The sequence below is a fragment of the candidate division KSB1 bacterium genome, assembly GCA_034506395.1.
Classification (GTDB): Bacteria; Zhuqueibacterota; Zhuqueibacteria; order Thermofontimicrobiales; family Thermofontimicrobiaceae; genus Thermofontimicrobium.
The window spans coordinates 68,628-91,753 of sequence record JAPDPQ010000008.1 but is presented as its reverse complement, the minus strand read 5'-3'; the positions used below and the strand labels follow the sequence as shown (position 1 = coordinate 91,753).

Sequence of the window (23,126 nt, the reverse complement as noted above, 5' to 3'; positions counted from 1 at the left end):
CGGTTGATGTGGGTGTATCTGGTCTGGGGGATTTTTCTGATTTTTCCGCCCCAAGCATTTACCCAAGCGACGACGCCTCCTCCGAGGCGCGAAGCATTCGATCCAGCTCGCGCATATCATCAAATCACGACGCATCCCGATGTGGATGCCTATCCTGCGATCTCTCCAGACGGCCGATGGGTAGCATTTGCCTCGCGACGCAGTGGCAACATGGATATCTGGCTGAAACCGGTAGCTGGTGGCTCGGCTATCCAAGTGACTCGTCATCGCGCGGATGATACCATGCCCACTTGGTCGCCCGATGGGAAAAAAATCGTGTTCGTCTCTTATCGGGAAGATGCTCAAGGCGATCTATGGCAGGTGCGGTTGAAAAAGCGAGGCGATCAGTTCGTGGTCATTGGTCAGCCCAGAAAATTAACCAACTATTTAGGGACCGATATTTGCCCAGCTTTCTCGCCCAATGGGAAATATATCGCTTTCTGTTCGGATCGTGACGGCCTGCCCAATATCTATCTCTATCAAATTAAGAACAAGGCTGTCTTTCAAGTAACCCAAGCTGGGGCGAAGCACCCTACTTGGTCTCCGCAAGGCAACCGAATTGCATTTGTCGCTAGTGGCACTGATTCCCATCAAACCAGCCATATCTGTTATGCGGAACTTGATTTCGCCGGTAACCCTCCAACTATTACCTCCATCGTCCCTGTGACCTCTGGTGAAAGCGATGACACATTCCCCTGTTGGAGCCCGGTGAAAAACGAAATCTATTTCAATCGCTATGATCAAGATACAAATCAGGACGGCCGCATAACCCCCGATGATTTCCCCAGCTTATGGAAACTGATCCTGCGTACCACCAGCGACCCGGACCAGGAATCAGATACGCCTCTTACCATCTCGCATGAAGTTCAGCTAATCCCGAATATTTACCATGATTACTTTCCTGTTGCCAGTCGTGATTCGCAGCTCTATTTCATTTCTCATCGAAGCGGGAATGCTGATATTTGGCGGATCTCAGATGAAGGGGTCATTCCCCGGCAGGAGGATGGATTTCTTCAATATCAATTTGCGCTTAGTTTCTTCCCTTTGCCAGCCAATGATTTAATTTTCCGGCCTGGGTCTGAATTCACACAATTGGAGCGTAATCTCTATCGGTTGTTAGCTTTTCAGCGAGTGATCGATTTTTTTCCTGATCAGATCCTTTGGGTGGCTCATGCGCTTTATGAACTGGGCCGCACGCACATGATAATGGGGCAAAAAGAGATAGCGGCAGCGTATTTTAATGAAGCCTTGGCGCATCATCCTTCAGATGAATTAGAAGGTCGCGCCCACCTGCGGCTGTTTGAATTGGGTTTCAATCCTTATGACGTCGAGGTTCAGCTCCGAAAGCTTGCTGCGCTTGAGACAAAATTCCAAGGCCAAAGATCCTTATTGGCTGAAATTATGCTGTTCAAGGCCGAAGTTCTTTATTTGGCAAAACGCTATTCCGAAGCGCTCCGAATATTCGATCAGATCATAACTCAATTTCCAGACGATACCGAAAAAGGGGCCCTGGCCCAATTGTTGGTCGGCGAGATCTATTATCGATTTGGCCAGGCCGAAGAGATCGTCCGCGCTTATACCCGAGTGATCGAGAATTATCCCAGCGAGCATGCCTGGGCCGACTCAGCTCTCCATCGGATATTAGCTTTAGAAAAAGATGTTGACTTCTATTCCGCTCTATCTAATTATCGCAATATTATTGTTCGTTACGGCCATCATCGTCGCTTGGCTGCCCGTGCCCAGTTGAAAATCGCCGAGCTGTTCTTTCAGCGAGGGGAATGCGATGCTGCGATTGCCGAATTGGAGATCCTTCAGAAAAGCTATTCGGACCAGCGGACTGAGTTGGTATTAGCTGAGCTCTTGCGTGCTCAAATCGAAGATTTAAGGGGCGAAGACATCAAAGCGATTCAGCGTTATAAGAATATCATCACGGATTTTCGAGATGTGCAGAGTGGATTGTATGTGGTCCAGGCGAAAGAGCGGCTGTTAGAAATTTATCTCCGGACTGGGAAACAATTGCAAATGCAAGGCGAGATTTGGACCGCCAATCATCGTTTTCGCGATGCGATTGCCATTTTCCCGCGACATGTGGATGCACATCGTGGCTTTGTGAGCACCATGTATGCCACTGGCCGAATTGACCAGGCGATCGACTATTATCAACAATTGCATCTCAAGCAACCAAGCGATGAAGTGATCACTTATATTCTGGGATTATGCTATTCATACAAAGCCACCGAAATGAGCGATCGCACCAAAAACATCGAGCAACTTGATGTGATCAGCATGGAAAAATCCAATGCCCTGATCCTTCAATCGATGTCGCAAAATTATCGATTGATTCAGGCCTATCTCACCCTGAGTTTCAATTACGAAGCTTTAGAGAAGCATGATAGCGCCTTGCGCGCGAAACAACGAAGTTTTTTCGTCAGGGTACTTGAAACAGTAACCGCGCCGATCCGCTCTGTGCTCTATTGGATCACCTTCTATAAAGAGCCATCCCCAGCTCAATATTTTGAACGCGCAATAGATGCGCTGATCACCGCAATCGCCATCAATGATGAAAGAGAGAACCCAACATTAGAGGCCGAGCTAGCCTTGAATTTAGCTAACAATTATTATAATTTGGGTGAATTCGGCTTCGAGCAGGCCTATAAATATTATGGCATCAAATTAAAATACGATTCCACTTTTGCGAATAAACGCCTGGCTGCCGATGTCTACAAACGGATCGGGCATTGCGCGATGGTCGTGGAGGATTTTAAGCAAGGGCCAATTTATCTGAAGCGCGCCATCAATCTTTATCAGGAATTGATGGACCAAAAAAATAATCGGAATCGGGCCCAGGATTATGAGAACTGGCTGTTGAATATCAAGCGGCTGGCATTGCTCTATCAATCGGCTGGGGAATATGATCAATCCGCTGAGTACTTCAAGATCGCAGCAGAGGAAGACCGAAAACAAAAACGATACAATCAACAAGCGGCCGCTTATCGCAACATCGCTTATAATTATCAAATGCTCAATGTCGAAGATGAGGCGATCCGGTACGCCCAACGCGCCTTGCAACTTATCGCCAGCGGAAAGGTGATGGAGATAAAAGAGCAGCCGCAATGGATTAAGCTCGGCATTTTGGGAATTGAAATTCCAGTGTGGAAGCTGAGCCGCATTGGCGTGGGCGCTTCGACTGCTGCCCAGGGATTTACAACGGATGAAGAGCGGGCGTTATTGTATTCAATTCTGGGCCAAGCAGCCCTGCAGCAGCGATCAATTCCAGAGGCAATTCGCTACTTGAATAAGCGAATTGAAATTTATCAAAAGCGCAAAGACCGCATCGCCGAGGCTATCTTTCTCAACAATATCGGCTACCTTCATTATCTGGATCGCAACTATCAGGCCAGTTGGGACTATTTTGACCGAGCGCTGACGATCTGCAAAAAACACCAACATGTCCCAGGCATGCTCATCAATATCATCAATCTCGCTGGGCTGAGCATCATCGTTAATAAATTATCCGCGACTGCTTCACAATCTCCATCTCCGATCATGACCCCAGAGATGGCGTCCCATCCTGCTCAGTACCTCCATACCGCCATCAAGCATCTTAACTTCGGTCTATCGTTGTATCGCAACGAGTTTATCGGCATGGTGCACGAGCGGGTGCAGCTCCTCAATTCATTAGGCTCATTGTATTTCCTGAAACGAGGCCTATCTGCCGATTCGCTCGCTTCAGAACCTGTAGTTTCGATACAAGAACAATTCAGTCACTTCGACGATCTGGCGCTTGCAGATAGTTGCTTGCACGCGGCGCTAACACTCGCTCAGCAATACAATTTCAAGCAGGAACAGGTTGCTTTGCTCCATAACCTCGGGAATCTCGCATTTGATGCAGGAGACATCGTTGTGGCGGTCGAACATTTGCATCGAGCCCGGGAATTGGCGCTGCAACACAATCTACTCTCCTGGCTCTGGCGGATCGATGGTTTGTTAGCATACATCTATGTTCATTGGAAACCAGACAGTGATTGGCCCGATCCACATGGTGCAGAATTTTATTTAAGTGAAGCCATAACCTCATTGCAACAGCTTCCGTATCCCTCGACAACCTTTCGCTTATCCCCTTTATATGCTCAGCAAATTCGCTGGCTATATCAAACTGGGATTACGCATTACATTCACGAGGGGAATTCTCAGGCTGCTTTGCGATTAACCGAACAATATCGCTCGAAATATTATCTCGATTTAATCGGCAGCCATCGCCTCGAATTAAAAAAAGAGCGACACAAAATCTTTTTAGGCAACGCTCGTTTCTTGAGCTCTGAAATTAGCCGGCTCGATACAAAAATCAGGTTGGCACGGGAACAGCGGAATATCGCTCCCTCTGATCTCTTGAATTGGACCAAACAAAAGCGTCAATATCAAAATGAATATGAACTTCTTTTGCAGCAGATTACGGCTGAAGACCCAGAATTGGCTTCGTTGATTCAGATTGAAGGCGTGAGTTTCGAGGAACTCCAGCGAATTATTGATCCGAATACCATTATCATCGATTATTTTTTGAGCAATGATCAACTCTTTATTTGGACCATAACGGAGGACACGATCCATTTCACCTCCAACCGGGTTTCAGCTTCAATGCTGAGAGAGTCGATTCAATCATACAGCAATGCATTGGCTCATGGACTTCCTACCCCATCGACCGACAGTGTTCTTTGGCGAACGCTGATCCAGCCGATTGAACCACAACTATCTCGCTTTGACAAGATCATTTTTATCCCAGACGGAGCAATTGCGGGACTGCCATTGGCTTATTTCGTGAATTTTGGTCCGGCCAAATGGACTCATGCGAAGATCGTTCTAACCGTACCATCCCTTTCGAACTATTACTACTGCCATGAGAAACGAAAAATTCGGAATTACGAACTTACATTATCTGAAAACTTTCTGATCGAAGTGGTCAAAGATGCGGGTTATCAAGTCAAAAACCTTGGCTCGAACCGTCCATCATTGCAAGAGATTAAAAACGATTTAAAAGAACAGTTTCAGACAGCCGAGCTTCTTTACCTGAATGCTCGATTCATCCCCAATCTGGCAGATCCGTTGCTTTCCTCGCTGGCAATCTCCCTACCAAGTGGGCAGATTACCTATGAAATTCGGGAGCTTTATAGCTTCGATTTGCGATCAGCCCTGGTGGTTTTAAATGGGCTGGATAGTAGCCTGTGGCTTACGAATTCCCTCATTCCTAGAACTTTTTTCTATGCTGGAGCACCAACTCTCATAGTTTCGCTTTGGCCGATCCAACAGAGCAAATTTCCCGAATATTTTTTTAATTTATTGTTAGACTATCCTGCGGCAGAGGCTTTTACCCGCGCTCAACAGCGAATGCACCAGTCGGGTTTCGATCCCTCGACTTATGCTGGCTTTCTTTTGATTGGCTATGAAGGAATGGATGAGCAGCAAGAGCTGAAATTTGCTGAAGAGCGTTTTGTGGCGACAGTACTTAGCGGCAATCGAGATGTCGAAAAGAAAAAATGGGATGATGCCATCGCCAGTTACGAGCAGGCGCTCAGCATGGCCCGACGCCAGGGTAATCGCCAAGCAGTGGAAAATCTCTACCAATATCTCATCGAAACCGCCGCCAGTGCTGGTCAATTCAACAAGGCCATCACCTATCAGCTTGAGATCTTGCAATCCGCTTTAGCTGATCGGGATACCACACGGATCGCCGAAGCCTATGCTTATTTAGTGATGCTATACACTGAAAATAAAGAATACGAAAAAGCTATCGCCTATCAGAACCAATATCTGAAAATTGCGAAACGATATAATGTGATACCTCAAATGGCTGAGGCATATCGCAATCTGGGATTGATACACGAACGAGGCGGGAAATATAATCAAGCGCTGGACAATTTTTCCAAGGCGATAGATCTCTATCGGGAGATCGGTGATAGCCTCCAGGTCGCCAACATTTTAAAGGATCGTGGACGAATATATTTGATGAATCTGGACAATTATTCCCAGGCTATCGAAAATCAAACCCAAGCGCTCAATATTTTTCAGGCAATTCAGGATGAAGCTGGCGTGCTGGAGGTGTTGCAAAATCTCGGTTATAGCCATGAGCAACTGGCCAATTACGAGACCGCACAAAATTTCCATAAGCGAGCGCTCGAATTGGCGATGCGCTTGGGTGATTCCACCAAAATCGCTCTATCCCGTCATTTGTTAGCGAACATTTATTGGAAGATAGGCAATTACGAACCCGCCCTCCGATTGGAAAAGCAGGCAGAACAGTTTTTCCGCGCCTCGAACAATTTGAAATTACAAGCGGTCGCCTTGGTCACTGAGGGTTTGATCCTCATGAGCCTGGGGAACTTGGAGGAGGCAATCCAGAAACAGCAGCAAGCTTTAGAACTTGCCGCGCGCATTGATGATCGACAGGACATGGCCAATATCCATAAGAATCTGGGCTTGATTTATCGGGCCCAAAACCGCTGGGTTGAAGCGATGGAACAATTTCAACAAGCCATTGCCTTAGATGAGGCAATTAATTCCCGGCGCGGACTGAGTTATGGGTATCGTGACATTGGGAGTATTTATTTGCAACAAGGTTTAATAGATCAAGCGCTTGCTTATTTTCATAAAGCGTTCCAAATCAGTCGCGAAATTTTGGACGGTCGAAACCTGGCTCATTGCCTTTATGAGATCGGACGTGCCCATTTATTTCTGGAAAATCTCTCCGCAGCTCTCGACACTTTAAACCTCGCAGCGCAACATGCTCAGGCATTATTTATTCCAGAGGTCGAATGGCGAGCGAGACGACTTATCGGCCAATTGTATTATGAAAATAAAGCTTGGGACAAGAGTATCGAGGCCTATTTGGCAGCTCTGAACATCATCGAAACAATGCGGTCTCAGATTAAGGTCGAAGAATATAAATCTGGCTTCATCGATGACAAGCTGATCGTCTATAACGATCTCATCAATCTCTACATGGAAATCGGACAGCCCGACAAAGCTTTGGAGATCGTGGAGCGAGCCAAATCGAGAAACTTTATCGATCTTCTTGCCAATCGTGATATCCAATTCAGTGGTAAAGTGAGCCCTGAACAATTAAATCGAGGTAAACAATTAGAGAATGAGATCTACCGAATCCAGAACGAATTGGCTGGCCTGTTGATCAAGGGCGAGCTTATCACGCAAACCGATGAGACACACATCGCACAATTGAATCAAAAGCTGCAAAATCTGAAAAAGCAGTATCAAGATTTTTTGATAGAATTGAAATCCCAAAATGCTGAGCTGGCCGAATTGGTCGTTGTGGAACCGCCCGACCTTAATGCCATCACCAAGTCCCTTCCCAATGGTGTTGCGCTCTTGGAATATTTTTACACCGAGTCGACTCTGTATGCCTGGGCCATTGTCGGCCAGCGCATCCTTTCTTGGCAGCGAAATTATCCGAGCCATCAATTAATCGCGGCCGTCGATTCCTTGCGAGCTGCGCTGGAGCAACAAAAATCCATCATCCAGATATCTCGCCATCTCCATGCTCTGTTGATTGCCCCGTTTGAAAAAGATCTGGAAGATCAAACCCATCTTGTCATTGTTCCCCATGGTGCGCTCCACTATCTTCCGTTTGCCGCGCTCATTGATCAGCAAGAGCGATATCTCATAGACCGATATTCTCTGTCATTGTCGCCAAGCGCATCGTTACTGAAAATCTGCTTAGATAAGGGCGAGCCTTTCGCTTCGGATCGCGCCTGGCAGCCATCCATCTTGGCGTTCGGCAATCCAGACTTAAATGATCCTCGATTGGAACTTCCTTTTTCCGAAAAAGAAATCGAGAGCGTTAGTTTGTTCTATCCTGATGTGGCAGCTTATCTCTATCAGCAAGCGACAGAAACGAAATTTAAACAGACTTGTCGCCTGTCTAATATCATATTGTTATCCTGCCATGGAGAATTCGATCCAAGCAATCCGCTGTTCTCCTGTTTACGACTCGCGCCAGATGCCTTGAATGACGGCCGATTGACGGCTCATGAAATTTTTCAACTGGAGCTGAATGCTTATTTGGTAACTATGAGTGCCTGTGAAACTGGATTGGCGACCATCAGCGCCGGCGATGAAATCATTGGGCTCTCCCGCAGCTTTATTTATGCTGGCAGCGCATCGCTTCTCTCCAGCTTATGGAAGGTCGATGATCTTGCCACCGCTGTACTGATCAAGCGCTTTTTCCGCTATTTGAAAGAAGGAGAGCCGAAGGCAAAAGCATTGCAAAAAGCCATCGAACTGGTGCGAAATCAAATCAATGTTCATCCTGTCTATTGGGCAGCGTTTAATTTAACCGGAGATTTTCGTTAATCAAAAATTAAAATTATTGCTTGACAAATTCAGAGAATTTTTTAAATTCAAAACTAACTTTTGTGCGCAGACGAAATACCAAATTCGGAACATTATTGCAGTTGAGTTTCGAACATTAAATCATATTCATCATAATGCGCAGATCCGTTTCCTTGATATCCGACTCGTGATCGAAATTAATCCTTGATCAAAGCCATCCTGATTACTATCGGATATTAATACAAAGATAAATTTGACGTCATTCTCATATAAACCACCCCCTAAAAAATCGAGAAGGAGGTGAAAATTAATGAAACGATTCTTGCTGGTATGGACCCTGATTCTGTGTCTGACGATCCCTTTAGCCATGTTAGCTGGTTGTTCGAAAAAACAAGAACCTGCTCCAGAAGCGCAACAACAAACCGAGCAAACAGAACAAGCGCCTGCCGATACCGTTGGCACTGTCGATACAACAGTGACCGCACAACCCCAGCAATAATCTGGCACGGAACTCGTATGTTCTGGAGGGAAACAATCTTTAACAGCTAATTTATTTGAGAAGGAGAGAACATATTCTCTCCTTCTGTGTTTTTCACCTATTGTGCCTGATCAAATCAATGAAGCGAACGGATGGGACAAGCAATTTGCCCAAATCGCAAAAAAGCGATTTTTCAAGCGAGCGCAACAGGAGTTGATGAATGTTTATCGTGGGGGTATTCTCCTCAAAAGTTAAGAACGGAGCTGATCATAAGTTGTTGCAACATTGTCGCATTAGACAGCAGCTTACCAGCTCTATCGGATTAAATGATTGTCAGTAGCGATTGCCGCTGATGTCATATGCGGATTGCACAAAAATGAGCCTTTATCTATCAATGTAATGTTTTAAATCAGTACAAATCTGCTAGTGATCGGCATAGATTTCAAATGCTAATTTTTGAAATAATAATTTATAAATCGGATGATTAAAATAACACCTTGATAATTTGTATATAATACCATGAAATATGATTGGCACAATGGTTGCAATTTCTAAAATGTAATTCATGAGTGAATAGCGATTTTTGTATTGGATTTGTAAACAAAAAAGTGGATAGAAGGAATGAAATAGGACCTGGTGATGACCCTGTTTGATAACATTGATCTTTTTCTTTGCTGAGCGTATGTCTCTGTTTTTGGTTCTTGAATAAGCATCGAAAAAAACTATAATATCATTCATGCACTTTTGAAAATTGCTGATGGGCGACAGAAATGCTAAAGAAAAAAATTTTCATTATTGATGACGATGTCACCTTTTTGAAATTGCTCAAAATTTTATTTGAAAAAGAGAATTATCAAGTGATCACTGAATCGAACGCCACCGACATCTGTCAAAAATTAAAACAAAGCCGGCCGGACATCGTTTTATTGGACCTTTTGATTCCCAATCAAAACGGCTTTCAGATTTTCAAACAGATGAAACATGATCATTTTTGTTCCACGATCCCGGTTGTAGTGCTGACTTCGCATCAAAACATCAATAGTAAAATCCAGCTTCTACGAGAGGGAGTTTTGGATTATATCTATAAGCCATTTCGCAAAGAGGAATTGTTGTTGAAAATGAAAAATTATCTTCAGCATTTGAGCGCGAAGAAAGCTCAGCCGTTCAACGAAGATTTGCTTTTCCATCAATTGAAAGAAATTCTCAGCGCCCGAAAAAAGGAGTGGATCGAGCCTCAATTGGATAAAAAAAGCCTGTACGGCTATGTTTATCAGGATATTCGTTTAGTGTCCGATATCCCGATTTATGGGAAGGAGCGCGATCTGCTTGAGGATTGGGCGGATCGAAAATTACTGGAGCGCAGCCTGGTTGATATTATCGATCTCTGTCCGCTTTGTTACCATTACAACATTTCATTGACCTATATCTGTCCCCTATGCGGTTCCATCAATGTCGAGCAGAAAAAATCCGATGACCAAGCGCCGCGTTCATTTTTGTGCAATGATTGTGGTATGGCTTTGAAAGCCCCCCAAATTCGCTGCCATTGCATCAACTGTGATGAGAAGTTCGGTCCCGAAAAAATTGTTAAGCAGAAGATTTACCGATATCAATTTGCTCAAAATGGAGCTGTACCGTCGTCGAGTGAGCCCAAAATCGTCAGCCAACCTAAAGTGATCACCGAACCATTACCGAAAACTAGCATCAGTCGCCCCAGCATTGGCACTGGACATCTCTATATTGGAAGCAATCAAGTCATCCAACAGGTGCTAAAGGAGACTAATGTTCGCTATGTGCAACCAAATAGTTTTTTAGAACGAGTGACCAAAGAGATTCGGTATTCCGAAATCGAGCATTGCGATATGACCATCATGGCCATTGGGGTTCAAAACTTGAACCAACTGACGCAACGTATGAAACAGGAGATGGTTTTCAAAATATTCAAAGGCATCCTTTATATCATTATTCAGCATCTGAGATCCCAGGATATTCTCAGCTACAACGATGCCCAGCTTCGCTATTTGGTCATGTTGCCCAATACACATATCAAGCTTGCAAAAATTATCGCGGAAAAAATCCACCAGCGGCTTGATCGGTTTCGGAGCAGTTTTCAGTTGGATATCCGATTGGCAAGCTACCCTCAGGATGGTCTGACAGTGGACGAATTGTTTGCAATGCTGGAGATCGGCTTAGAAAAAGTGACGACACCAGCGTTGATCTGAAATCTTTCAGCATCTGGCGCGGATGACCACCCATTAATATTTTTCATTAATATTCCTCATGAAATTCATCTCTCCCAATTGCAACTTCGACCCATCTGATTTGCAGCATTCAATATGAGAAATTCTGCAATTCGACGATTCAAACATTTTGGTTTTCTTTCCCCATTGATCACCTCATTTATGAACGAGATTTTACTTTGATTTTGTCGATAAATTTGCTACATTGATTTTCATAAAGCTGGTTGAACCAAATCTAATCGATAAACTGAACAAAGGTTTGTTTGCTGCTTTGATCGAATGAGGGGATCATGAGTGATTCTTACAATCTTTTGCTTTCGGTTTATAGTTTCTTGTTGATGAGAGAAGCTGATCTATCGAATAGTAAGATTTAATCATAATTTTGCTCATTTAAATTCAAATTGATGAAACAGAAGCTATGAATCCCCAGCAAGCTATGTAAAAGAATGAGCATGATCCAAGGGAAAACTTTGAAAGTCACCGATGTAACTGGTCATGGATACGATAACAATAATAGGTCTTGGACGCCTCGGTTCAGCTCTGGCCCATGCTTTGCACCACTGGAACTATCAGATAAAAGCCGTGATAGACTCGAAATTATCGATCGCAGCGTCTATTGCTCAGGCTGTAAAGGCCGAAACTTTTGGAAGTAAGCTTCCCTTACCTGTTGCTGCGAATATGGTTTTTCTTTGTGTTCCAGATGACGAGATCGCTCCGATTGCCGCGCTACTTGCTCGATCGGACGGTAAGGAGTTTTTGCCGCGATATGCATTCCACTGCTCTGGGGCGCTCACAAGTGATGCGTTAACGCCATTACGTCAGCTTGGGGTACACTGTGCGAGCCTTCATCCGATCCAGAGTTTTGCTGGAAAAGCAGATGATTGGCAAAAACTCTCAAATATTTTTTTTGGTTTAGAGGGAGATATTGAAGCGGTTCAAAAGGCAATTGAACTTGTCGAAACAATTCAGTCTGACTGGTTGATCGTACCGAAGGAAAATAAAGTAATCTACCATATTGCTTGTACGATTGCCTCCAATTATTTGGTAGCAATGCTTATCCCAGCGGTAAAGCTTCTCGCTCAGATGAGTTTACCAGAACATCAAATTTTAAAACTGCTGAGGCCGCTGATGGAGACGACCTTGGGAAATCTGACCTCCCAAGGTATTGAAGCGGCGCTCTCTGGCCCAATATCGCGCGGCGATGTTCATACCATTGAAAATCATCTGAAAATGCTGGAGACAAAATTGCCTCACTTTGTGCTTTTCTATAAATTACATGGACAAATTTTGCTGGAATTGAAATCAGTCTCTGAGAGAATTCCTCCGGAAAAATATCAACAACTAAAGAAACTTTTGGTTGATTAAGGATTAGAATATGAATAAGCAATTGGCGGACTACCATATCCACACCTCGCTTTGCAATCACGCCAATGGTGCGATGAAGGCTTATGTCAAACAGGCCATCACCCTCGGCCTATGTGAAATGGGTTTCGCGGACCATAATCCGTTGCCAGCTCACTTTAATAATCCTTATCGCATGTTGACAGATGAGATGAGCAATTACCTTGAGATTATCCATGATCTGCGCCAGCAATTCCCTCAGATTATCATAAGAACCGGCATTGAGCTGGATTATATTGAAAGTGCTACCGACTTTTTAGAGAAGTTAGTTACAGAAAACAAATTTGATTATGTCATCGGCAGTGTTCATTATCTCCAAAGCGATGCAAAAGATCAACTGGCATATCTGAGTGAATTCTCTCATGAAGATACGACGCGCTTATTTCATGCCTATTTCGACCATCTCGAAAAGGCGATTAAGACCGGCTGGTTCGACATTATCGGCCATTTCGATCTGCCGAGGAGGTTTTGGGGGGACCTGCCTGACGAAACGATAGAACGCGCAGGGCATATATTAGAGCAAATCAAGGATTATGATCTTTGTCTCGAAGTGAACACCTCTGGGTTTCGGACTAAAAATGTCGAAGAACCGTTTCCGAATTTCAACCTGCTTCAGAAGGTTCGCGCCTTAGATATCCCTGTGACGCTCGGCTCTGATGCGCATCAACCTGGCGATGTCGGCAGTTACTTTCAAGAAACCAAAGCGCTATTGAAACAAATTGGCTTTGAATACATTTATTTCTTTGAAAACCATCGGAGAATACCGCACAAAATATAATAAGAAATTGAGGGAGGAAATTTGATGGTGCGACATTCCGTTATACTGCTTTTTATAATAATGCTGATGCTCTGCTGTTCAGAGCCTAGCAAGGATTATGTCTCCTGGCAACCAGACCAGCCCAAAGCTGGAGAGAGCGTGACAATCACCTTCACCCCGCAAAGATTGATCAGTGCCGATAATAAAGAAAACCAGATTTTCATGATATACCAGTGCCTTTCCGATCACGACGCAAGATGCTTTCGGCTTCCAATGAAATCGCGCGGAAAAAGCTGGCAAGCCACAATCAATTGCGAGCCAGGCACTTTGCTGCTGCGCCTGAAATTCGAGGATTCTTTGGATCGAGTCGAGGATAATGATGGGTATGGCTGGACTATTATTTTACGTGACAACAGCAATAAAGTCCCGAGAAATTCCTATTATCGACTTGGAAGGATATTAAGCCAAAAACGGCCGCTAAGCTTAGCCTCTCACCTTGAAGACGCCCGCCGATCATTTCAGACTGAATTGTCGCAATATCCAGATAACTATCAATGCTGGTTCGACCTATGGAGCCTGCGGCTTAAGAATTCTTCACAACCCCAGTCAGAAATTGCAGCGATAAAATCGCAATTGGATAGTTTGCTCCAAGATCATTCTTCTTCTCCCGAACTTCTTTCTTTGGCGTTCGAATGCAATTGGAAACTGTTGAACGAACCCCAAAAGGCAATCGAATTTGGTCAAAAAGTGTTAGCTATGCGGGAGAACGTTCCTCATAAAGACGCCATTGACTACGGCATGATCTTGCTAACCTTTGAGCAATCGCCGCCGCAATTGATTGAAGGCTTAATTCGCTTTGTGCAGCGGGCAAAAGATCCCGAGTCCCTCAGGCCAGCCTATTATCAATTGGGCTTATTTTTTCAAAATCTTCAGATGGTAGATCAAGCGATCTACTACTTTTCAAAATATGTCGAACTGGTACCAGATGAAATACCAATCTGGCTGAATCTTGCCAATCTTCTCATACGGAACGGAAGCTATGATCAAGCGCGCGAAGCCATCCAGCGCGCAAAGCAATTGAACACGCCTGAAAATTATTTGCTCTCCCATGTTTGGGAAACGCCAGAAGAACGGGCAAATCAATTGATCATGAATCAATGCCAGATTCTTTCAACGTTGGCTAACTTGGAAACCAATCAAGGAAATCATCGGGCCGCGATCCAGTATCGTCGACAAGCTTTGGGACTTGGTACTCCATTCCCGGCCTTTGAATGGACCCAGATTGGAAACTTGTTCTTGAAGCTCGGCATATTAGATAGCGCTCAGCAGGCATATGTCAAATCGGTTTCAATAGATGCAAATCAGGACGAGGCAATTCAAAATTTAAAACAAATCTATCGAACGACTCATGGGGGGATCTCTGGGTTCGATGCGTTTTTGGCAGAGGCGATCATCAACGAACAGAAAGCATCTGCAAAAGCGGCTCCTGATTTCGTTGCAATGGATATCATGGGTCGGCAACATCGATTGTCCGATCACCGCGGCAAGATTATCATTGTCACCTTTTGGGATAGCTGGAGTGCGGCCTGCCAAAAAGAGATCCCACAATTAAACGATCTCGTGGAAAAGCATCGCAACATCGATCGGGTTATTTTTTGGGCTTTCTCAGTGGAATCTCAAGCGGCGATCGAGCGCTTCATTACCCAAAATCCGTTTCGGTTTGTGCTATTTCCCAACGCGATTGAGATCAAGCGACAATATCAGGTAATAGGGGTCCCAACTCATCTTATCATCGATCCATCTGGCAAAATTCGATATACCCATATCGGTTATTCTGATTCGATAGGCAAACAAATAGATGATGAGATTCGCGTCTTATTATCCGAAGCGCTGACGATCTCTTAGCAAATTTGTATCGGTAAAGTGGACATCTCGTTCATTGCAAAAATTATAAATTGACCAAGATAATGTCATTCTGGCAAGTTCGGGGATCATTCTTAATTGGAAATTGAGTAAAAATCAGGATATCGAAATAACTTGAAATGACAAAAAATTATTTTATTTTATCCGATTTGTCATGGAAACCATTTATTGCCCATGCAATTTATTTTGAGAGATAGAAAATTTTACGAACGCCTGGAACACAAGACGTTGGCACCCTATGCTACAAAATCGGAGAATGCCCATCGCACTCGGCGGTATCAGGAGAAAGAGCATCCCTATCGTACTGCTTTTCAACGTGACCGAGATCGTATTGTCCATTCTCGCTCGTTCCGACGGTTAAAGCATAAACAACAGGTCTTTCTCATTAGCGAGGGCGATCATTATCGTACCAGGATTACTCATACGCTTGAAGTTTCCCAGCTCGCTCGAACCCTTGCAAAAGCCCTGGGCTTAAATGAAGAGCTAACTGAGGCGATTGCTTTAGGCCACGATCTTGGGCATACCCCATTTGGTCACATTGGCGAGGTCGTTCTCAATGACATCCTTTCAGGCCGCGATAATCTCAACGGGCTCTTAAAAGGAGAGAATATCGGTGGGTTTAAGCACAACTATCAGAGCCTGCGCGTGGTCGATCTGCTTGAGAAAAAGTACGAATTCGAGGGATTAAATTTAACAGCTCCGGTCCGAGAAGGAATTTTAAAGCACACGCGATTGCTTCGCGATCATTATTCCTACCCAGAGTTTTATTATGATGGGCTTCATTTTGAACAAGATATGGCATCGACATTAGAAGGCCAAGTAGTCGCGATTTGCGATGAAATTGCGCAGCGAACACATGATCTGGAAGACGGCGTCCGTGCTGGCTTGGTGGAACTTGAACAAGTCATCGAATTGGATATCATTCAGCGAGTTGAACAAAAGTTCGAATTTGGAAAACTATTTTTTACTGATCGCTATACCTATCGAAACAAGCTGATAAACAATTTGATCAATTTTTTGATAGATGATATCATTCAAACAACGCTTGAGAATATCAATTCGTTTTATTCAAGAAAAAAACGATATCATCCCTTTGACGAGGAACTTGTACGGTTTAGCCAGCATGTCGATCGTCTTCAGGCACAGTTAAATGAGTTCATTTATAAAGAGATCATTTTTAAAGGCAAGGGGCACGATATCAATCATACCAATAAGAACATTCTCCGAACGCTCGTTAAAATATATTCAGAAGATCCCAGTCGGCTTTCTAACTATATTTTTAAAAAGGTGAGCAATACTGAGGCAATGCAAACGCCTCGCTGGGTTCCGACCATGGGAATCCAAAGCAATATGTCACTAAGAATCATCGCCGATCATGTGGCCAGCATGACGGACCGTTTTGCGATTCTTGAATTTGAAAAGCACCAAAGTCACCAAAGATCCAACGCATGAAGATCAGCTTTGACCATGTTTGGTTTCACTATAATTCGCTATTGTCGAATCAAATCGACGTTTTGAAGGACATCAATCTAAATATTTTTGATGGCGAATTTATTGCCATTGTGGGTCCTTCAGGGTCCGGCAAAACAACGTTGTTGCAGCATTTTACTGGATTGCTTCGGCCTAGTTCTGGGCACATCTATGTTGATGATCACGACATTTGGGCCAAGGACTATCCAATCGCCGAATTACGTCGCCGAATCGGCTTAGTATTTCAATTTCCAGAGAACCAACTGTTCGAGCGAACCGTATATCTGGATGTTGCTTTTGCCCCTCTGATGCAACGTCTCTCGGCAGACGAGGTGTATCGGCGTGTTATAGAATCGCTCAACCAGGTCGGGCTTGCAGCTGAACAGATTCAAATGCGTTCCCCTCATCAATTAAGCCAGGGAGAAAAACGCCGCGTAGCCATTGCGGGCGTCTTGGCTATGAACCCAGAAATGTTAGTATTAGACGAACCAACAGCGGGTCTGGACCCACTGGGAGCGCGGACTCTCTTACAATTGCTAGAGCAAATTCACTCCAATGGCAAAACGATCGTATTAATCAGTCATCACTTGGATCTGGTTTTTCAGTTCGCGCATCGTCTTATTATCTTGAACCAGGGCCAGATCATTTTTGATGGCGATACGAAGCATATTTTTGACGATAGAAAGCTATTAGATCAAGCTCAATTGGAGCTGCCGCGAATTATTAAGCTTTTCCATTATTTGCAAAATCGGCAGTCTCGTCAGATGGATGGAAATTTTTCATTTCAAGCCTTTCAGAATATATTTAAAAATATGCTTCCCGAAGTGAAGAGCTTTAATTCATCAGGTGAGTGATTTCAGTTCACAGAGTGATCAAATAATGTCCAACCAGTTTTTATTGTCTATCCATCTTAATGCTATCGTCGATAATTGTTCTATTATTTTGCCATCAAAAGTGCTATATATAAGCCATTGAAATAATGAGCAATATAATTTGCAATTAAATTATTATATGATAAATCATCAAGATAACTGATTTAGAAAAACCGTTTCCTGCATTTGGCACAATATTTGTGCTTTTGAATATCGAGTTCGCAAATAAGACAAAGTATTTTTTTAGCAACACCGATAAAATTTTTGGTTAGGCATCTTTGGGTAAGCATCGAAACAAACAACCCCAACGAAGTTTTATTGCACGACAGCTTTGGATTTCACAGCCTAAACTTGGTTGGGGTTGTCATTTTAATTGGTAAACGCTAATAAAAAATACTTGAAGTTGGTGGAGCCAGCATGAATAGCTTAGCGGAAGAACTGGATTTCAATTGGGACGAGACAAATTTAGAGGCACCAGAAGAATTAGCACGGAGTTGGGGGAAAAATTTCGGATTTGATTATTATTATCCACTGGTCAGCCGGAGTCCTCAAATCAAGGATATCCTTAAGCTGATCAAAAAAGTTGCCAAGAGCAACGCAACTATATTAATTCAAGGAGAAACTGGTACCGGGAAAGAATTAATTGCCAGTCTGATTCAATTCATCAGTCTTCGTTCTGATAAGGCATTTGTGAAAGTTAATTGTGCTGCATTGCCTGAAAATCTCTTAGAAAGCGAATTATTCGGGCATGAGCGAGGCGCCTTCACTGGTGCTTATCAAACTCGTATAGGAAAATTCGAACAAGCTCATGGGGGGACCCTTTTTCTGGATGAGATTGGAGATATGACCCTCTCCACTCAAGCTAAAATTTTGCGCGTTCTACAGGATCAGGAGTTTACTCGGGTTGGAGGGAACAAAACCATTAGTGTGGATGTACGCGTCATCACAGCAACTAACAAAGAATTGCTAAAGGAGATCGAACAAGGCAAATTTAGAGACGATTTGTATTATCGTTTAAATGTTGTCACAATTAATGTACCACCACTGCGCGAGCGCCGCGAAGATATTCCGCTGATTGCCGAATTTTTCAGACGGAAATTCTCCTGCGAAATTCGAAAACACACTCGTGGCTTTACCGAAGATACAATGCGGTTGTTGAAAAACCATCACTGGCCAGGAAATATCAGAGAGCTGAAGAATCTGGTGGAGCGCGCAGTCTTGGTTGTTGACGAAGGACAGATGATCACTGCTGATGACCTTGCTCTGACAGGTAAAGATTATTTCGCAGCCGGCGGTCGGGATCGAAGAAAGAATGTTGGGGAAAATTGGGGATTTAACACTTTGAAATTAGAAGAGCTGGAGCGTGAAGCGATTTTGCAAGCGCTGGAAATCAGCCGATGGGTTCAAAAGGATGCGGCAAAGCTATTAGGCATTTCGCCACGATCGCTCAATTACAAAGTTAAATATCATAACATTACCCATCCGAGTTGGAAGAAAAACGTCTGATCTTTCACCTGAAACTGGCCTTTTTTGTAGCCCTCTTGTTCAATTGGAGGGCTTTTTTGTACAAATTGAATTCGTTTGGGGCGATTAATCTCTTTCTCTAGAATTTTCATTGTAATCAAATAATTGGTTTTTTCCATAATTGTCCAAGCTTTTCTGATAATTCATAACCTTTCAAAGCCCAGAATGACCTGGAAATCCAGAGAGATCATCGGCGCCTGTAAAATTCATATCATGAAATCAATTTAATTGAATCCATCCATCATTTGGCGGATGGTGAAGTGCGAAAACTTCATTTCCAAATCGAGGGACAAAAAGCTTCGCTTCGCATGGAGTGACAAATTCCTGTATTTTACACAAATCCGGAACAACTATTGGTTCTGCGCAAAAAAACAAATATTGAATAAATGTTGGTCATTCCTATAAATAGAGCTCTTTTTTATCACGACTGAGCATGTTAAAAGGTGGAGCTTGGCTGGCACCTGGCCTATGGCGTCAAATTAAAGAATGTCCAATCATTTCAATTTTGATTGTAATCTTTTAGATAAAGGAGCCTGGTCATCTGGCAGATAGCTTGACAATGATATAGCAAATAGGATGAATTTTACAAAAATCGATAAAGAAATTAATGGGCTTTTTCAATTCTGAACTCGCTATCTTAGATTTGTAATATAAAGCAGAATTCTTAGCCGCTGGTAGATATCAAGTTCTACTCAAGTTACGTTCGCAACATTCCTGGTATGATCATTGCAATTTAAAACAGAATAGATGAGCAAGATGATTAATTAACTTTATGTGAGGGATTTAATATGGTACTAAACAACAAAAATAGAGATGGTCATCATGAAAAATTGCCACTTCGCTCGCATAAGGTTAATTGCAACATTCATTATTTCCCTCAGCTTTACATCTGGAGCTTTAGCAGGAGGTGTTATCGTTAGCTGGGATCCCAATTCTGAGCCCGATCTTTTGGGCTATAAGGTCTATTGGGGAACGTCATCCAGAAATTATAGTAATGTGAAGGATGTTGGCAAGCTGACCAATTATACCATACAAAATCTCGCTGAAGGCGCTAAATACTTCTTTGCCGTGACCGCCTATGATACTGCATATAATGAAAGCGATTTTTCGGTCGAAGTAAGCTACACTGTTCCGATCAGCGACAACACCCCACCAGAGATTGCCTCAGCAAGCCTGAAAAGTTCCACAGAGTTAGAACTCGTCTACACTGAGCCGGTGGAAAAATCATCTGCCGAAATGATTTCAAATTATCAAATCAGCGGTGGGGTATCCATCATCTCAGTGACATTAAACGTCAATCAATCTTCAGTCCGAATTACTACTTCGCCGCATCAGTCTGGCTCTTATATTATAACAGTGAATCACGTGAAGGACCTGGCTGGAAATGAGATTCAGACCAATAGCACAGCAAGCTATCAAATGGTTCCAGAGGATTTAGACCCCCCAACCATCACTGGGATTCAAATTTTAGATGCCAATCACGTCGATGTAACCTTTAGTGAGCCAATTAATAAAGCAACGGCTGAAAATATCAGCAATTATAGCATCAATAATGGCGTTTCAATTCTGCAGGCGAAACTGGATCAAAACGGGAAGACAGTTCACCTCACAACCAGCAACCACCAGCCAAATGTTAATTATACTTTGATGATCAATAACATCTGCGATTTGGCTACAAAACCCAATTATATTAAACCTAATAGCTCCATTAGCTATCAATTTATCGTGAAAGACACTACTCCTCCGGAAATCTACTCCGTGACCATACGAAATGAGAGCTTGGTTGACGTGGTATTTTCTGAAAAAATTGAACAAACATCTGCCGAAACGGTAACTAATTATCAGATCAATCATGGAGTAAAGGTTCTGGTCGCTATTCTCGATATCAACCAGACCACGGTTCATTTGTCAACAACTGTTCATGCGGCAAACTTAAGCTACGAAATAAGAGTGAGCAACATTAGAGATCTGGCTTCCCCAGCAAATGTCATTAATCCAAATAGTAGCTATCGCTATGATTATTACCCAGACGATCATATCCCACCGACCATCGTCAATGCAGTGGCAGTGGACGAATATCACGTGGATGTCACTTTCTCTGAGATGGTTGCAAGAGAAACAGCCGAAAATAAGAATAATTTCCAGATCGATAAGGGGATCATTGTTGTTGAGGCGAAACTGGACACGAATAAGCGAATCGTCCATTTAACGACCTCAGCTCATCAAACTGGTGAGACTTATACACTCAGAGCCAAAAATATCAAGGATCTCTCGCCTAATGCGAATGTTATCGCCGATAATGCACAGATTCAATATTTGTACGTCTATCAAGACCGGGAAGCGCCGCGATTAGAAAATATTACAGTGGTTTATTCAACATATCTTAAACTCACATTTAATGAAACGCTCGATCGCCAATCAGCGGAACATGCAGGAAATTATCTGATAAGTGGCGCCGTTAAGGTGCTTAGCGCCGTATTAGATAACAATTTAAAGGTTGTACATTTGACGACTTCAGAGCATCAGCCAAATATCAATTATACAATGACAATCAATGAAATTCGAGATGGGTCACCAAATCGCAATCGAATCGCTCCGAATACCACCATTCAATACAAATTCGAAGTGCAAGATGGAGCGATCGTGATTGGATTGAGCAAGGAGAATTACGAATTTGCCTATTTGGACGTTGGTGATCGATACTATGTGGATCGGAATTATACGATCACGAGTATCCCCGAAGCTATGAAAGGCTATTTGTGGATCAAAACCGCCAACGATGACAGGAGCAACATGGAAAACAATTTTCTTTCATTCCAATTAAGAGAAGCTGCAAAAATTTATGTTGCTTACGATAGTCGGGCGGTGAATTATCCAGATTGGCTGGTGAATGATTTTTATCGCATCGGTAAATATATCGGCGTTTCAGAATATGCGAGCAAGTTGGATTTGTGGGAACGGGAATGTGAACCAGGGATCATAACGGTTGGAGGCAATCTTGCGCCAGGAGCACAAGGCGCAGAGAGTATGTATGTTTTACTCATCGAAAACAAAAATGCCCAACGCCCAGGGAACCCAGAGAATATGGAGGATCCCTTATCATTGGGTCCAGCAAATATGTTTTTATTATATCAAAATTACCCGAACCCATTTAATGCTGGAACGGAAATTCGCATTCAGCTCCCACAAGAGGGAGATGTTGAATTAGCGATCTATAACTTATTGGGACAGACAATTAAAATTCTGGCCCAAGGTCATAAATCCGCAGGTCATTACATTTTTCGCTGGGACGGCAAACATGAAAACGGGGAACCAGTGCCGACTGGGACCTATTTTTCACGGTTAACAATTAAGCAGATCCAAGGCGCTCAGGATCACAGGCGAACTTCGATTGTTTATCACCATGTGAGAAAAATGATCTTGATCAAATAGCGTCTGTTTGAAACTTGTTCGCTTCAGATAAATTCATTTCTGCGGAGATTCTTTATGCCAAATTATAGTCAAAATAGTGAGCAATCATTTAAAAAAGAAAAAGCGTAAAATCTGTCCCCAATTTAGCTCAATTAATAAAACTCAAGTGATACCTGAGAACTACGGGGTCGGGCAAATCCGTCAAATTGCTCGATCCTGTTTTTATTTTTGTTCAGTTTCATCCTGAAATTCTTTCATTCTCCTCCAAATTTTTGAGACAATTTTTTAATCTGAAGCTTCTTTAAACCTCGTTTAAGGATCTGAACTCTAAGAAATTGCTTTTAATCCTCAAATAGTGATTTGATCACCTCAGAATTCATGCAAAATTTTTATCTTTATCAAGCATTGTGTTGCGTTATAGCCTTGTCGCTGATAAAGGTAATCAATGATTCAAATAGTTTTATTTCAGTGAAAATCCTTTTTTTCATACAATAAAATTATGCAAGAATCATTTACGATTATTTTCCAATCATTAGGTCGGTTTGCGCTTTACGAATCTAGTTGGTTATTTGAGCCTCGATCGATCAAAAATTTATTTTTAGCAATAATGGATTCGAATAATATTTCAGAAAATTTTATTGACTAATAATAATTTATTTTCTAAATTGTTACCG

10 protein-coding genes are annotated in these 23,126 nt (G+C 43.0%); all 10 read left to right on the top strand.

The annotated features are described in order from the left end of the window. The first annotated feature begins 6 nt into the window (after window positions 1-6). The 10 genes from ONB37_07260 (at window position 7) to ONB37_07215 (ending at window position 22,473) form a co-directional block, all read left to right on the top strand. The gene (locus ONB37_07260) at window positions 7-8,400 is read left to right on the top strand and encodes a tetratricopeptide repeat protein (protein MDZ7399942.1); all 8,394 of its coding nucleotides are present in this window, start codon (window positions 7-9) and stop codon (window positions 8,398-8,400) included. A gap of 289 nt (window positions 8,401-8,689) precedes the next feature. Then, window positions 8,690-8,878: a hypothetical protein gene (locus ONB37_07255; GenBank protein ID MDZ7399941.1), complete on the top strand. Its 189-nt coding sequence runs from the start codon at window positions 8,690-8,692 to the stop codon at window positions 8,876-8,878. A 749-nt stretch (window positions 8,879-9,627) separates the two neighbouring features. Then, window positions 9,628-11,076, top strand: coding sequence for a response regulator (locus ONB37_07250; GenBank protein ID MDZ7399940.1), 1,449 nt, complete (start codon window positions 9,628-9,630; stop codon window positions 11,074-11,076). A gap of 513 nt (window positions 11,077-11,589) precedes the next feature. Beyond that, the gene (locus ONB37_07245; protein MDZ7399939.1) at window positions 11,590-12,459 is read left to right on the top strand and encodes a DUF2520 domain-containing protein; all 870 of its coding nucleotides are present in this window, start codon (window positions 11,590-11,592) and stop codon (window positions 12,457-12,459) included. Between the two features lie 10 nt (window positions 12,460-12,469). Continuing rightward, window positions 12,470-13,273, top strand: a complete 804-nt coding sequence (gene hisJ, locus ONB37_07240) for a histidinol-phosphatase HisJ (GenBank protein MDZ7399938.1) — start codon at window positions 12,470-12,472, stop codon at window positions 13,271-13,273. A gap of 24 nt (window positions 13,274-13,297) precedes the next feature. Beyond that, a complete protein-coding gene (locus ONB37_07235) occupies window positions 13,298-15,157 on the top strand; it encodes a redoxin domain-containing protein (GenBank protein ID MDZ7399937.1) in 1,860 nt (619 codons plus the stop codon). Window positions 15,158-15,361: 204 nt separating this feature from the next. Further along, the gene (dgt, locus tag ONB37_07230) at window positions 15,362-16,627 is read left to right on the top strand and encodes a dNTP triphosphohydrolase (protein MDZ7399936.1); all 1,266 of its coding nucleotides are present in this window, start codon (window positions 15,362-15,364) and stop codon (window positions 16,625-16,627) included. Further along, window positions 16,624-17,499, top strand: a complete 876-nt coding sequence (locus ONB37_07225; protein ID MDZ7399935.1) for an energy-coupling factor ABC transporter ATP-binding protein — start codon at window positions 16,624-16,626, stop codon at window positions 17,497-17,499. The genes dgt and ONB37_07225 overlap by 4 nt, the downstream gene beginning before the upstream one ends. Window positions 17,500-17,934: 435 nt before the next feature. Then, window positions 17,935-19,023, top strand: a complete 1,089-nt coding sequence (locus ONB37_07220) for a sigma-54 dependent transcriptional regulator (GenBank protein ID MDZ7399934.1) — start codon at window positions 17,935-17,937, stop codon at window positions 19,021-19,023. A gap of 840 nt (window positions 19,024-19,863) precedes the next feature. Continuing rightward, window positions 19,864-22,473, top strand: a complete 2,610-nt coding sequence (locus tag ONB37_07215) for an Ig-like domain-containing protein (protein ID MDZ7399933.1) — start codon at window positions 19,864-19,866, stop codon at window positions 22,471-22,473. The last annotated feature ends 653 nt before the right edge of the window (window positions 22,474-23,126 follow it).